This is a genomic window from Brachybacterium timonense (genome assembly GCF_900258505.1).
Lineage (GTDB): Bacteria > Actinomycetota > Actinomycetes > Actinomycetales > Dermabacteraceae > Brachybacterium > Brachybacterium timonense.
This window is the reverse complement of the sequence record NZ_LT984895.1, coordinates 697,082-711,833: the sequence shown is the minus strand read 5'-3', so window position 1 is coordinate 711,833 and position 14,752 is coordinate 697,082. Positions and strand designations below refer to the sequence as shown.

Below are 14,752 nucleotides of genomic sequence, written 5' to 3'. Positions count from 1 at the left end.
CCGAGAGGATGAAGCTCGTCAGCGATCAAGGGCGGCCACTCAAGGGCGACCGCCCTTGTGAGGGCGCAGGTCACTGCAGCTCGGAAAGATCACCCTCACAGAGCATCTGAGTCGTCATCTCCTCCGGTGGGATCTCGGCCTCGGTGAAGCCGAAGTCGCCAACGATCCCCAGGAAGCGCTCGGTGTCGCCCATGATCTTGCCAAGCTCCTCGTTGTACGCCTTCAGCAGGCTGGCGGAGTCCTCGTCGGGACGCAGCACAGTGGAGCCTGCGCCGAACTGCTTGACACCGTCGACCTCAGCCACGAAGGACTCGGTGACGTCCAGATCGATGCCCTGCTTCTCCACCATGTACTTGAGAGAGATACCGGTCAGAGCGAAGGCGTCGGCACGACCGCCCTGGACCGCGTCGACTCCATCCTGCGGGCTCTGGACCTGCATGTTGTCGATTCCGAGCTGCTCGCAGTAGTCGCTCTCAATAGCACCGGACATGGTGGCGAGCTTGAGGTCCTTGCCCTCGAAGGACTGCAGGTTCTCCAGGCCCTCCGGGTTGCCCTTGGGGGTGAGGATCGCGGTCGTGTACTGGATCTCAGGATCGGTGAATGCCGCTTCGGAGCAGCGATCCGGGAGAATCGACATGCCGGCACTGACAGCGTCGAAACGCTTGGCGTTCAGGCCGGGGATCAGGGAACCCCACTCGGTGAGGACGCCTTCGACCTCGTCGATGCCGAGAGCAGGGAAGATCTCGCGATGCAGAGCGATCGTCGCCCCCGTGAGCTCGCCATCGTCCTCGAAGCTGTACGGCGCCTCCCCTGCGAAGGCCACGGTGATCTTCCCGGCCTTGCGCAGCCGCTCGAGCAGGTCGCCATCGCCAGCGGCTCCGCCACCCGCGCTTGTGCGGCTGCAGGCGGTGGCGCCGAGGCCAAGAGCAGCGGTGGACAGGACAAGTCCGCTGGCGCGGAAGAACGTGCGGCGATCGTGCATAGCCACGATTCCTTTCGGGTGGGAGTGCGGTCGACGGACACCGGTCAGTGCGACAGCCACCGGTTGCACCGCCTGGTCTGTGAGTGCGGCAGCGCGGATCCGGGATCTCGTCGCACAGCGTTGTCAAGCAGAGGTGTTGTCACGTTGCGGGTGTCGTTCGTCGGCGTATCAATTTGTCGGACAATCTGACATTCGATCCTCGCCACCGTAAGACAGATGTCCGACGGATGGACCCCCATAGCGGAGAGAAACGCTCGATCGTGACGGGTCCGTGACGTCTGCGGCACGTGATCGCTGCCCGGATACGATGGCGGCCCATCTCATCTGTCGAACTCACCGGAGCCGTCGCGTTGCGTCAGACCTCTCAGCCTGTGAACCTGCCGTCTGTTCACGCCGTCGAGCGTCTCTCGATCATCGATCAGGCGGAGATCCAGCTGCGCGGGGCGATCTACGACGGCGCACTGAGGCCGGGTGACCAGGTGCCCGAGATCCAGGTGGCCAAGCAGATGGGAATCTCCCGCTCATCCCTGCGCGAGGCATGCCAACGGCTCGTACGCGACGGACTGCTTCGCCAGCAACCTGGGCGCGGAGTGAGCGTCACCCGGCTCGGGCGGGACACCGTGGGGGATTTCATCCAGTACCGCACGGCGGTCGAGATGCAGGCGATCCGCATCCTCACAGGTCGCATCCGCTCGCTGACGGCCGACGGGTGCGCGGATGCCGTCGCGGAACTACTCGCCCCGCTCGAACAGAAAGCGGACGAGTTGCGGACCGCCCTCGACGCCGGTGACCTGCGGACCGCTGCCGACGCCGACCTCGAACTGCACCAGGGCCTGGTCGAGCAGACCGGAAACCGGTTCCTGACCACCTCGATGTACACGATCGCGATCATGTCTCGGATCGCAGCGTTCTCCGATCCCCTGGGCTTCGCACTCCGCACCGAGGTCGAGGATCAGGCACGCGAACTCCTGCTCGCACTGCGCAACGGCGACGAGACCGCCGCCAGCAAGAGCCTCGAACACGCTTTGGCCACCTATATCCACCGCCTCGACGCCGATGTACAGCAAGACGGCTTCACTCGAGGCATGGATGCAGAGTCCACCGGAGGCGACCCCTTTCAGCCGCTGGCATGCCCCCGCCGACCGGGCCGCGTGGCCTGGTGGACGGTCCCGGCTCGCCGAGACACGCCGGTGTGGGAGAGCCGGAGGCAGAGGAGGGGCCGCCGCTCCGGCTATTGCCGAGCTGGCGGCCCCTCCACTGGGCGGAGACGAGAGGATTTGAACCTCCGAGGCGGTTTCTCACCACCTACTCCCTTAGCAGGGGAGCGCATTCGGCCGCTCTGCCACGTCTCCTTGCGCTCAGCCACCCACGGCAGCAAGCGCGAAGGACACACTACCGGAGAGCATCACCTGCTCACAAAGCGATCCGGGCCACGTCGGCGGCGCATGGCCGGGGCAGCACGCCCGCACCGCACCCGCACGCGGTTCGCGGCGGTCTGTGCACCGTGTCACGGCGCCTCCGGCCCGAGAGGAGCATCGGCCTACGCCACAGATCAGAGACCTCAGATCAGAGGCCGAGCTTCTCTTGCAGCAGCGCAATGTGCTTGGGCGTGCCCACGCGGTACTTGACGAAGGTGAGAACGCCGTCGGCGTCGATGGCGAAGGTGGAGCGAATCACACCCTCGACGATCTTGCCGTACATGTTCTTCTCGCCCCACGCGCCGTAAGCAGACATCACCTCGTGGCTCTCATCGCCCGCAAGGGTGTATGGCAGCTGCTGTTCAGCAACGAACCGATCCAGCTCCGCCACCGGATCCGGGGAGATGCCCACGACGCGATACCCGGCATCGGTGAACATCTGGTGATGGTCGCGCAGGTCGACGGCCTGGCGCGTACACAGTGAGGTGTTCGCCGCCGGGTAGAACCACAGCACCGCAGGCGCTCCGGCAAGGTCGGCAAGGCTCAGTCTCCCTCCACCGCTTGTGGGCAAGTCGAAGGAGGGGGCTCGGTCGCCGACGGCGAGCTTCACAGGTGCGGCCATGATTCTCCTCAGCTGGGCGGGCGCTGCAGGGCGCAAACGGGCTGGTGCAGGGGCGGGCAGGACAGGAAGGCCTGATCGCGGAAGACCGCCCTGGACCAGCCCCCGCCCTCACGATATCGGCACGACACCGCGCCGGACGTCCGACCTCCCCTGCCACGATCGATCCACGGGTGCCGCGGAGAACGGACCTCGGTTGCTCTGTGCGGTGCTGCCGTCCCGTACAGTCAAGGAACGGTCCACCCGGCATCCCCGATGATGTCGGCCTCAACGCCGCGGCCAGCGACCGCGGCTCCGCCTGGAGGTCCCCATGACGTCTCGCCTGTCCCCCGCCGTGCTCGACGAGCTGCCTGCGGAGGTGGCGCGCCCGACCTATGACCGCTCGCGTGTGCGCGCCGGTATCGCGCACATCGGTGTGGGCGGCTTCCATCGCGCACACCAGGCGCTGTACACCGATCGTCTGCTCGCCGCCGGTGGTCACGAGGACTGGGGTATCTGCGGCATCGGCCTACTGGATTCGGACTCGGCGATGCGTGAAGCCCTCGCGCCGCAGGAGTGCCTGTACTCGCTGACCCTCAAGCACCCGGACGGCAGTCGGGACCGGCGCGTGATCGGCTCGCTCATCGAGTACCTGCACGCGCCGGAAGACCCGCAGGCGGTGCTGGAGCGACTGGCCGATCCGGCGATCCGTATCGTGTCGCTGACGGTGACCGAAGGTGGATACAACGTCTCGCGCACCGACGGCTCCTTCGACCTCACCGAGCCGAACGTCGCCGCTGACCTCGAACCTGGAGCCACGCCACGCACCGTGTTCGGCGTGGTCACCGCGGCGCTCGCCCTGCGACGGGAACGCGACCTGCCGCCGTTCACGGTGATGAGCTGCGACAACCTGCAGGGCAACGGGGAGGTGGCGCAGCGGGCATTTTGCTCTTTCGCCACGGCGCTCGACCCTGAGCTGGGCGCCTGGATGGAGCGGGAGGTGGCCTTCCCTGCGACGATGGTGGATCGGATCACCCCGGTGACGTCAGCCGCTGACCGTGAGGACGCCGATGCCGCGCTCGGTGTGCATGACGCCTGGCCGGTGGTGGCCGAGCCGTTCGAACAGTGGGTCATCGAGGATCACTTCCCGCAGGGCCGCCCCGCCTGGGAGGACGCAGGCGCTCAGCTCGTCGATGACGTTGAGCCGTACGAGCTGATGAAGCTGCGCCTGCTGAACTCGACACATCAGGCGCTTACCTACATCGGCTATCTGCTGGGCCACCGGTACGCACACGAAGCGATGCGCGAGCCGCGGATCGTGGAGCTGTTGCGCCGGTATTGGCTGCGCGAAGCTCGCCCCACCCTGCGCCCCGTGCCCGGCGTGGACCTGGACGCCTATACGCGCACCCTCGAGGAGCGGTACGGCAACGAGCATGTGGCCGACACGCTCGCGCGACTATGCGCGGATTCCTCGAACCGGATCCCGCCGTGGCTGCTGCCGGTGGTGCGCGAACGTCTTGCGGCGGGCGGCGATGTGCGTCACGCGGCAGCTGTGGTCGCCTCCTGGGCACGGTATGCGGAAGGGGTCGACGAGCAGGGAGAGCCGATCGACGTGGTCGATGCCCGCGGTGACGCGATCATCGAGGCGGCACGGCGCCAGCTACCCACCGACCAGGGAGGAACCGGGGACGAACTCGCGTTCCTGCGCGATACCACCCTGTTCGGCGACCTTGCCGAGCAGCCCGCTTTCACCGAGCCGTACCGTCGTTTCCTGCGGCTCATGCACGAGCAGGGAACGTCGGCAGCGCTCGATGACGTGCTGGCAAGCGGGGAGTAGGAACCGGGGGCGGCGTCAGTCCTCGCCCAGGCGGAACACATACCGCGGCTGCTGTGCGGGCAGGGTCTCGGCGAGCGCGAGCGCGTCCTGGATCCGCATCCGATGCTCGGCCACGAGCCCGGCAAGATGCGCGGCGTCGACGCGGCGCGCCATGTCGTGCCGGGCGGGAATGGAGCAGAAAGCCCGGGTGTCGTCGATGAACCCAGAGGTTCTCGAATATCCGATCGTTTCGGAGACGGCGCGGCGGAACCGGCCGATGGCGTCGGGCGCATCGATGAACCACCACGGCGCTCCCGCGTACACCGACGGGTACACGCCCGCCAGTGGCGCGATCTCTCGTGAGAAGACCGTCTCGTCGATGGTGAACAGCACCAGACGGAATCCGGGGTTCAGGCCGACGTCATTGAGCACGGGCTCGAGGCCGTGCACGATGTCGATCGCGGTGGGGATGTCGAACCCGACGTCGGCACCGAACCGCTCGTGGATGCCGCGGTGGTGGTTGCGGTGCACCCCCGGGTGGAGGGTCATGACCAGACCGTCGTCGGCCGCCATGCGGGCCTGATCGCTCATGAGATGCCGACGCAGCGCGGCACCGGCTTCGACCGTGATCTCTCCGCGGCGTGCCTGCGCGTAGAGCCGCTCGGCGTCGGCCTCGTTCAAGCGCTCCGTGCCGACATCGGCATGCGAGTGATCGGAGGAGACAGCGCCGTTGTCCCGGAAGAACAGGCGGCGCTGGCGGAGCGCTTCGGTGTACTGGACGTAGGTGTCCACGGGATGGTCCGCGGCGGCCCCGAGCGCGTCGGTGAGCTGCGCGAAGTCCGCGCGGGCCGGTTCGAGGTACTTGTCGGGGCGGAAGGTGGGCACCACGCGACCTGTGATCTCGGGATCTTCGCGCAGGGCACGGTGGACGGCGAGGTCGTCGCAGGGGTCGTCGGTGGTGGCGAGCACCTGGATACGGAACTGTGCGAACAGGGCGCGTGGGGAGAATTCCGGGCGGGCCAGGCATTCAGCCACCTGGTCGTAGATCGCGTCGGCGGTCTGGGGGGCGAGCGCCTGGCGCACGCCGAAGACGTCATGCAGCTCATGTTCGATCCAGTAGCGCGAGGGGGTGCCGGCGTAGGCGTGCCAGTGCTCGGCGAGCAGGCGCCAGGCGGTGCGGGCGTCCTTCTCCTCGAGCGGCCCCTGGCCGACGCCGAGGGATTCGAGCGCGACGCCGCGGGCATGCAGCAGCCGTGTGACGTAGTGGTCGGGCGTGATGAACAGCGCCGCGAGGTCACGGAAGGGGGCGTCATCCAGCAGCAGGCGCGGGTCGACGTGGCCGTGCGGCGAGATGATGGACTGGTCCTTCATCTGCCCGTAGATGTCTCGGGCGATGGCGCGCACCCCCGGATCAGCGGGGAGGAGTCGGTCCGGGTGGGGCTCGAAGGCATCGTCGCTCATAGGACCGATCCTGGCGCGCGTCACGACCGTCACCGGAGGCGTTGCCACCATTTGCCGGTGGTCACGGCGCGAGCACTCGGCCGCCGCAGCGCACGCCACGTGCTGGCGCTGGGGACGCTCATCGACGACAATGCGCGGCAACCGGTGGAACGTGTCACACTGACTCGACATCGTTGCTGTGTTTCCCTGCGTTGCCCTGTGCCGAGACCGCCAAAGGAGCCGGAGAGCGATGCTCATCGCCCGTGCGCTGCACGCCGTCCACACCGACGGCCCCTGGATCCGTCTGATCACCAGCGGGCCGGAAATCCGGTTGCTGCTGCTCACACCCGAGGTGCTGAGAATCCGTGCCAGCTTCGACGGAGCCTTCGAGGAAGCCTCCTACAGCCTGGTCACCACCGCCTGGGAAGACCGCCTCGATCCTGTGCTCGGCGAGGAGCGCACTCGCGTCGACCCCCTCCCGCTCACGATCGACGCGGAGGAGGACGACCACGTGCTGCTCAGCGGCGGCCGGCTCACCGTGCGTGTCGATCGCAGCCCGTTCGCGATCACGGTGACAGATCAGGACGGCCAGGTGCTGCACCGCGACGTGCCGGGGATCGCCTGGCAGCAGGACAGCAATAAGCGTGTGCTGCACTATGCCGTCACCGGCGAGCGCGACGCGTTCTACGGCTTCGGTGAGAGCACCGGGAGCCTGGACAAGTCCCGTCGCACCCTGACACTGAGCCCGAAGGACGCACTCGGCTACGACCCCGAGCACTCGGATCCGCTGTACAAGCACATCCCGGCCGGGATCCGCCTGGACCGCGCCACCCGGCGAGCGAGCGGCGTGTTCTGGCACACGACGTGGGCACTGGATCTGGATTTCGCGCGCGAGCACTCGAATTACTGGCCACGCCGTACCCGCATGCGCGCCGACGGCGGGGACCTGGATCTGTTCGTCATCGCTGGCCCGTCGATCCGTGACGTCGTGCGGCGCCTCACGATGCTCACCGGCCGCTCCGCCATGCTGCCGCGGCAGGCGCTCGGCTATCTCGCCTCGTCCATGTTCTACGCCGAACTGGACCGCGACTGCGACCAGGCGCTGGTGAACTTCATCGACACCGCGCGCAGCGAAGGCATCCCTGTGGACGGCTTCCAGCTCTCCTCCGGCTACACCACCCAGGACACCGCTGACGGGCCGAAACGCTGCGTGTTCACATGGAACGACGACCGCTTCCCCGATCCCGAGAAGTTTTTCACGTCGATGCGTGAGCGCGGCATCGTCGTCTCCCCCAACGTGAAACCCGGCATCCTCGACGTGCACCCGCGCTTGCGCGAGTTCGCGGATGCCGGCGTCCTCGTGCGCACCGCCGAGGGCACACAGGGCGATGCAGGCGACGCCGATGTCGCCCCCGGCGCCGAGCGTGGCATGTGGTGGGGCGGACCCGGCCGGTTCGTCGACTTCACATCCTCGGCCGCCCGCGAGGCCTGGGCGACGTGGCTGCAGGAGGCCGTGCTCGACAAGGGCACGCTCTCGGTCTGGAACGACAACTGCGAGTACGACTCGATCGTGGATCAGGACGCCCGGGTCGACTTCGAAGGCCACGGCGCCACCATCGGTCGACTGCGCACCGTGATGGCGAACCTCATGTGCGCCACCACCCATGACGCGATTCGCGCCGTTGACCCCGACGCTCGCCCGTTCGTGGTGTGCCGCGCCGGGCACGCCGGTATTCAGCGGTACGCGCAGACCTGGGCGGGCGATAACTTCACCTCGTGGCGATCGCTGCAGAACAACATCGCCACGATCCTCGGGATGGGCCTGTCCGGTGTGGCCCATCACGGCTGCGACATCGGCGGCTTCGCTGGCCCGCGGCCCGGCCCTGAGCTGCTGCTGCGCTGGGTGCAGCACGGCATCTTCCAGCCGCGCTTCTCCATCCACTCGGTCAACAGCGACAACACGGTCACTGAGCCGTGGATGCATCCGTCGGTCGCTCCGCTCGTGCGCGAGGCGATCCTGCTGCGCTACCGGCTCACGCCCTACCTGTACTCGCTGATGCGCCGGGCGCATGTCGAGGGTCTGCCGCTGATGGAGCCACTGGTCTCTGCGTTCCAGCAGGACCCGGCGCTGGATGCCACCAGCAGCGAGTTCATGCTCGGCGATGCCCTGCTGGTCGCGACCGTGCTCGAGGAAGGCGCGCGGACCCGCACTGTGCGTCTGCCTGCCGGGCGGCGTTTCCACGAGCTGGGCACAGGACGCGTGTACGAGGGCGGCCAGGAGGTCACCGTGGACGTGGATCTCTCCTCCATCCCGCTGTTCCTGCCCGATGGTGCGATCCTGCCGCTCGCTGCCGAACAGCCGATGAGTCTCACCGGCGCGGGACCCGAGAGCCTGCGGATCCTGTGCGCTCCCCCTGCCGCTGCCGACGGCCCCGCCGAGTTCGTGCTCTACGAGGACGACGGCGCAACCCGCGCGTACGAGCGCGGTGACCTGCGCGAATCCACCATCACCGTCACCGGTGGCGACCGCATCGAGATCACACTGACGCGCTCGGGCTCCTTCCGCAGCCCACTCAGCCACCTGCAGTGGGACGTGATCTGCCCGTCCAGCGCCCCGTACTGGGTGGAGATTGACGGTGAGCGCATCGACCAGGAGCTGCACCGCCCACGCTTCGATACGGCACAGCGGGCCTGGCACTACGACCCGGAGCTCGGCCGCGCCCTGGTGCGTATGCCGGACGACGGCGCCGACCACCGCATCGTGGTCAGCGTCGAGCCCTTCGACATGATCGGAATGTGACACTGCGATGAACTACCCGTTCCCCACCCGGCGCCGTGCTCTGGCGCTCGCTGGTGCCGTCGGCCTTGGGTCGATGGCACTCGCCAGTTGCGGCGACCCTTCCCGGCAGATGACCAGCGCGGACGCCAGCAGCGCCGCACCGCTGACGCTGTCACTGGCCAGCAGCCTCGATCCACAGCACGTGACGTCGAAAGCCCTCGCCGCCTTCGCGTCTGAGGTGGAGGAGCGCAGCGAGGGTCGGCTGCGGATCTCCATGTTCGACAGCGGGCAGCTGGGCAGCGAACCCCAGGTGCTCGGCCAGCTGCGCCAAGGGATCGTCGATATGACCCGCGTCGGTTCACCGGGGCTCGCCGCCTGGAACCCGGGCTATCACGCGTTCGGTCTGCCCTACGTGTTCGATTCCGAGGAGCACTATTACGCGGCGCTCGACTCCGACGCCATGCAGAGCTTCTTCACCTCGAATGAGGATGCTGGCCTGCTGGGACTGACCTATTTCACCTCCGGCGCCCGCTCCTTCTACACCGGCAGCACCCCGGTGCGTACACCGGCGGACGCCGCCGGATTGAAGATCCGTATCCAGGACATGCGCACGCAGGTGCGGATGATGTCCGCGCTGGGCGCTTCCCCGATCGTCATGGCCTTCGGCGACATCTACACCGCCCTGCAGACCGGGCTGATCGACGGCGCCGAATCGAACGAGACCGCGCTCGACCAGTCCGGGCACGGTGAAGTAGCGAAGTGTTTCTCCCTGACCGAGCACACGCGCATCCCCGACCTGCTCACCATCGGCACACCCGCCTGGGAGCGGTTGGATGAGCAGGACCGTGCCACTCTGCGGGACGCCGCGCAAGCCGCCACCGAGAAGCACAAGAAGGACTGGGCCACCAGCATCGAGGAGTCCTATTCCGCGGCGGCCGAGATGGGCGTGGAGTTCATCAAGGACGTCGACCTGGAGGCCTTCCGGGAAGCAACCCGTGAGGTGGTCGACGAGTTCGGTGCGGACTTCCCCGAAGTGGCCGACGTTCTGGCCATCATCGATCAGGCACGAGGCTGAGGAGAGCTGACATGAGAGGCATCGCAACCATCCGCCGCGGCCTCGCCACGGCCCTGCTGTGGGGCGCGGGCGCGCTGCTTGTACTCATGACCGTGCTGGTCATGATCCAAATTGTCACACGCTATGCGCTGAACCAGCCCACCGCCTGGACCGAGGAGCTCGTGCGCTACGCCCTGATCTGGACGAGTTTCCTCGCGGCGTCGTACGCATTCCTCGAGCGTCGGCACATGGCGCTGTCGATTCTTCCGGACCGCTTGTCAGCCCCCGCCCGGCGCGGACTGACCCGCGCCGTGGACGTGCTCGTGCTGCTGTTCGCCGTGCTCGTGCTCGGCGTCGGCGGCGTGATGCTGGTGCTGTCCTCGCTGGGCGATATGTCGGCGCTGCTGGGCATCTCCCGCGGCGCCGTCTACGCGATCGTCCCGATCAGCGGCCTGATGATCGCTCTTGCGCAGATCACGGCCCTGCTGGACCCGTCGGCGGGCGGCACGAGCAGCCCGGCAGCCGAGGCAGCGCAGGCGGCCCCCGCAACCGGGTCCTCCACCCTCACCGGCGATACCCGCTCCACGGCGGACGAAATCCGCCCCGCGACACGAACGGAGGGTGAGCGATGAGCGCCCTTGGTGCTGCCCTTCTGCTGTTCGGGCTGTTCTTCCTGCTGCTGTTCGCATCGGTCCCGATCTCCATTGCGATCGGTGTCTCGAGCTTCGTCACCATCGTCGCGGTGCTCGGCTGGAGCGACGCCACGTTCGTTCTCGGACAGCAGATGACCGGCGGCGTGGAGAGCTTCCCGCTGCTGGCGATCCCCCTGTTCATCCTGGCCGGCAACATCATGAACAGCGGCGGTATCGCGCGTCGCCTGATCGACCTGGCACTCGTGATCGTCGGTCGTGTGCCCGGCTCCCTTGCGCACACCAATGTGGTGGCGAATATGTTGTTCGGCGCCCTGTCCGGGTCTGCGGTGGCTTCCGCTGCCGCGATCGGTGGCACCCTGCACCGGCGGCAGGAGGAGGAAGGGTATGACCCGGCGTTCTCGACCGCGGTGAACGTCTCCTCTGCGTCCACCGGTCTGCTCATCCCGCCGACCACCGCAGCGATCGTCTACTCCACCATCGCCGGTGGCGTGTCTGTCTCAGCGCTGTTCATGGCCGGGTACGTTCCCGGCATCCTCATGGGCCTCGTGGTGATCGCGGTGGCGACCGTGATCGCGCTGCGCCAGGGGCTGCGTGGCGGCACGGGCGTCGGCCTACGGCAGGGGCTCATTGTGCTGCTGCGCGCCGTCCCCTCGCTACTGCTGATCATCATTGTGGTCGGCGGCATCGTGGCTGGCGTCTTCACCGCCACCGAAGGTGCAGCCGTCGCCGTCGTGTACTGCCTGGTGCTCTCCCTGATCTACCGGGCACTGGACCGGGAGGCGATCGCGCGAATCATTCGCGACACCGTGAGCGCCACTGGCGTGGTGATGCTGCTCGTGGCCGCATCCAGTGCGATGAGCTGGATCATGGCGTTCAGCGGGATCCCCGGGGCGATCACCGACGCCATGCTCTCGGTCGCGTCCTCCGGGCCGCTGGTGATCGCGCTGATGCTCATCGTGCTGCTGGCCGTGGGCACGTTCTTGGACATCACGCCGGCAATCCTCATCTTCACCCCGATCATGCTGCCCATCGCAGAAAGCGTGGGCATGGACCCGGTCCACTTCGGCATGGTGCTGATCATGGCGATGTGCATCGGCACCATGACCCCGCCGGTCGGGTCGGTGTTGTTCGTTTCCACCGGCATCACGGGGGTGAGCATCGAACGAGTGGTGCCGCGCCTGCTGCCGTTCTTCGCCGCGCTGATCGCACTGCTGTTCCTCATCGCGTACGTGCCCGCGCTGTCGCTGTGGCTGCCGGGGCTCACCGGCTCGCTCGAGTGATCCTGCACGGATGATGCTGCACGCAAAGCAGCATCATCACTGGTCACACGGCGGAGGGTGCGGGATTCGAACCCGCGGTACAGGGTTACTGCACAATGGTTTTCAAGACCATCTCATTCGGCCGCTCTGACAACCCTCCTGCTGCCCCGAAGGGAGCGACGTCTAGGGTATCCGAGGTTGCCTCATGACCGCGCATTACGGTGGTCCCATGCGCGCCATGGCGATCTCCCCCGAGAACACACTCGTGCCCGAGGAGCGGCCCGAGCCGACACCACGCGACGGTGAGGTGCTGGTCGATGTCATCGCTGCCGGCGTGAATCGTGCCGATCTGGCGCAGGTCTCCGGCTCCTACCCTCCCCCGCCCGGCGCTTCGGATCTGCCGGGGCTCGAAGTCTGCGGCCGCCGCCGCGACACCGGCGAACAGGTGGTGGCGCTTCTGCCAAGCGGCGGCTACGCCGAGACCGTTGCAGTGCATCCCGATCTGCTGCTGCCGGTTCCGAGCGGTATGGATCCCGTCGACGCTGCCGGTGTGATCGAGGTGTGCGCCACCGTCGTCTCGAACCTCGTCATCGAGGCGCACCTCACGGCAGGTGAGACGGTGCTGATCCACGGCGCCAGCGGCGGCATCGGAACGGCCGCCGTGCAGATCGCCCACAGACTCGGTGCTCGTGTGCTCGCCAGTGTCGGCTCCGAGGATGCCGCCGAGCAGGTGCGCGCCCTGCATGCCGATCGGGTATGGAACCGGCACGAGACCGACCTGGTCGAGGCGGTACGAGCCGATGGTGGAGCCGACGTGATCCTCGACATGATCGGCGGTCCCGCGCTGAGGGGCAATGTGCGCAGTCTGCGCCCCGACGGCCGGCTGGTGATCATCGGCATACTGGGCGGGCCCACCGGGGAGCTTCCCGTGGGTCAGCTCATGGTCAAACGCTTACGCGTGATCGGCACGACTCTGCGGTCCCTCGATCTCGCCGCGAAGAAGCAGATCCTGGACCGCACCCGCGAACTCGTCTGGCCCCTCCTGGCCGACGGCAGCATCCGTATCCCGATCCAGGAGCGCTTCGACCTCGTGCAGGCCGCCCAGGCGCATCAGGTTCTCGCCCGCGGTGGCCACCTGGGGAAGGTCGTGCTGCGCGTCGCGCGGTGATCATCCTTCGACGGCAACAGATGGCCTGGTGTTGGGCGTGACAGCGCACCGTCCCTAGCCTGGCACCACTACAGTGGCGCGCGGGCCATCGTCGGCCCAGATCCGCATCGGTCGGACGCACCCGGTCCCCGCTCGCCGTCCGGCTCGGCGCCGGGATCTGTTCGACGACGAATGGTGGTGGGAATAATGGAGTGGTTGCACATCCTCTGGATCGTGCTCGGCATCGCCCTGATGTTCTTTCTGAACATGAGGTACAAGCTCAACGCGATGCTGGCGCTGCTGCTCGCCGCGCTGTTCATCGGCATCGGCGAGATGGTGTCGATCGCTGCAGGCTGGATCCCCGGTGACTCGATCACCCTGGGTTCCCTGCTCATGACGATCCAGAACGGCTTCGGTTCCACCCTCGGGTCTCTCGCCATCATCGTGGTGTTCGGCGCGGTGATCGGCAAGCTGATGGTGGACTCTGGAGCCGCCACGCAGATCGCTCAGACGCTGATCACCACGCTCGGCCTGCGCTGGGTGAAAATCTCGATGGTGCTGGCCGGCACCGTGTTCGGTCTGGCGATGTTCTACGAAGTCGCCTTCATCGTGCTGGCCCCGCTGATCATTGCCGTGGCGCACGAGGCGAAGATGCCGTTCATGAAACTGGCGATTCCTGCCGTGGCCGCCACCACCACCGCGCACTCGCTGTTCGTGCCGCAGCCCGGCCCCGTCGCCCTGGTGGATGCCTATCACGCCGACACCGGCATGACCTACATCTATGGCGTCCCGATCGCCATCGCCACCGTGGCTGTGACCGGGTGGGTCCTTCCCCGTTTCCTGGGCAATCTCGACTATGCGGTGCCCGCGATCATGCAACAGGACGAAGAGGTCCCCGCCGACCGGCGACCGAGCTTCCTCGTGTCAATTCTGACCCCGCTGATCCCCGCGATCATCATGATCACTGCGACCATCGCGAACATCTGGCTCACCGAGGGGACCCTCGCGCACGACGTCGTGAACTTCATCGGCTCGTCGCCCGTCGCCATCACGATCGCCATGCTCGCCGCATTCGTTCTGTTCGGCACGAGACAACAGCGGCCGTTCTCCTGGGTCATGGACAAGTTCGAGGAGGCTGTGAAGGCTATCGCGGGTGTCGTGCTGATCATCGGTGCCGGCGGTGCCCTCAAGCAGGTCATCATCGACACGGGCATCGGTGACTTCATCGGCAGCTTGATGACCGGCACCTCCGCCAATCCCTACATCATGGCGTGGCTCATCACCGTGCTGATCCGTCTGGCCACCGGTCAGGGCGTCGTCTCCGCAATGACCGCCGCCGGGATCATCTCCGCCGCGGTGATGGATCCGGCCACCGGTGCGATGACCGCCGGGATCGACCCGGCCCTTCTGGTCATGGCCACCGCCGCCGGTTCCAACACACTGACCCACATCAACGATGCGTCGTTCTGGCTGTTCAAGGGCTACTTCGGCCTCTCCGTCAAGGACACACTGAAGACGTGGGGGCTGCTGCAGCTCTGCAACTCCCTGGTGGGTCTGGGAATGGTGCTTCTGTTCTCGCTGTTCGTCGGCTGACGCCGCGCGGTTC

At 67.1% G+C, this 14,752-nt stretch carries 10 protein-coding genes, 2 tRNA genes and 1 pseudogene; 8 read left to right on the top strand and 5 right to left on the bottom strand.

The window, feature by feature from the left end:
* Positions 1-70: 70 nt before the first annotated feature.
* On the bottom strand, positions 71-982 hold the full coding sequence (locus C8271_RS03015; protein ID WP_106506055.1) for a transporter substrate-binding domain-containing protein: 912 nt from the start codon (positions 980-982) through the stop codon (positions 71-73).
* A gap of 287 nt (positions 983-1,269) precedes the next feature.
* Between C8271_RS03015 and C8271_RS14420 the strand changes: the two are divergent.
* Positions 1,270-1,950 (top strand): annotated as a pseudogene (locus C8271_RS14420) (GntR family transcriptional regulator); the annotation flags it as partial.
* A gap of 294 nt (positions 1,951-2,244) precedes the next feature.
* Here the strand turns inward: C8271_RS14420 and C8271_RS03000 are convergent.
* Both C8271_RS03000 and C8271_RS02995 read right to left on the bottom strand, forming a co-directional pair.
* Positions 2,245-2,334: transfer RNA gene (locus C8271_RS03000), tRNA-Ser, on the bottom strand.
* Between the two features lie 214 nt (positions 2,335-2,548).
* Entirely contained in the window at positions 2,549-3,025 is a 477-nt protein-coding gene (locus tag C8271_RS02995) for a peroxiredoxin (RefSeq protein WP_106507839.1), read from the bottom strand.
* Between the two features lie 304 nt (positions 3,026-3,329).
* On the opposite strand from C8271_RS02995, the gene C8271_RS02990 reads away from it, so the two are divergent.
* The gene (locus C8271_RS02990) at positions 3,330-4,835 is read left to right on the top strand and encodes a mannitol dehydrogenase family protein (protein WP_106506053.1); all 1,506 of its coding nucleotides are present in this window, start codon (positions 3,330-3,332) and stop codon (positions 4,833-4,835) included.
* A gap of 15 nt (positions 4,836-4,850) precedes the next feature.
* On the opposite strand, the gene uxaC is transcribed toward C8271_RS02990, so the two are convergent.
* Positions 4,851-6,275: a glucuronate isomerase gene (gene uxaC / locus C8271_RS02985; protein WP_106506052.1), complete on the bottom strand. Its 1,425-nt coding sequence runs from the start codon at positions 6,273-6,275 to the stop codon at positions 4,851-4,853.
* A gap of 229 nt (positions 6,276-6,504) precedes the next feature.
* Here uxaC and C8271_RS02980 point away from each other — a divergent pair, with 229 nt between their 5' ends.
* The 4 genes from C8271_RS02980 to C8271_RS02965 are packed head-to-tail and all read left to right on the top strand — an operon-like array spanning position 6,505 to position 12,020.
* Positions 6,505-9,054 carry a glycoside hydrolase family 31 protein gene (locus tag C8271_RS02980; protein WP_106506051.1) on the top strand — a complete coding sequence of 850 codons (2,550 nt, stop codon included), beginning with the start codon at positions 6,505-6,507 and terminating at the stop codon, positions 9,052-9,054.
* Positions 9,055-9,061: 7 nt separating this feature from the next.
* Complete coding sequence (locus C8271_RS02975; protein WP_106506050.1) at positions 9,062-10,108, top strand: TRAP transporter substrate-binding protein; 1,047 nt, start codon at positions 9,062-9,064, stop codon at positions 10,106-10,108.
* Positions 10,109-10,119: 11 nt separating this feature from the next.
* Complete coding sequence (locus C8271_RS02970) at positions 10,120-10,719, top strand: TRAP transporter small permease (RefSeq protein ID WP_106506049.1); 600 nt, start codon at positions 10,120-10,122, stop codon at positions 10,717-10,719.
* Positions 10,716-12,020: a TRAP transporter large permease gene (locus tag C8271_RS02965; protein WP_106506048.1), complete on the top strand. Its 1,305-nt coding sequence runs from the start codon at positions 10,716-10,718 to the stop codon at positions 12,018-12,020. Before C8271_RS02970 ends, C8271_RS02965 begins: the two co-directional genes overlap by 4 nt.
* Positions 12,021-12,071: 51 nt before the next feature.
* Here the strand turns inward: C8271_RS02965 and C8271_RS02960 are convergent.
* A tRNA-Ser gene (locus C8271_RS02960) sits at positions 12,072-12,159 on the bottom strand.
* 45 nt (positions 12,160-12,204) lie between these two features.
* Between C8271_RS02960 and C8271_RS02955 the strand changes: the two genes are divergently transcribed.
* Together C8271_RS02955 and gntP are read left to right on the top strand one after the other, a co-directional pair.
* Complete coding sequence (locus C8271_RS02955) at positions 12,205-13,167, top strand: NAD(P)H-quinone oxidoreductase (RefSeq protein ID WP_245920812.1); 963 nt, start codon at positions 12,205-12,207, stop codon at positions 13,165-13,167.
* 186 nt (positions 13,168-13,353) lie between these two features.
* Positions 13,354-14,739 carry a gluconate permease GntP gene (gntP, locus tag C8271_RS02950; protein WP_106506047.1) on the top strand — a complete coding sequence of 462 codons (1,386 nt, stop codon included), beginning with the start codon at positions 13,354-13,356 and terminating at the stop codon, positions 14,737-14,739.
* Positions 14,740-14,752: the final 13 nt, after the last annotated feature.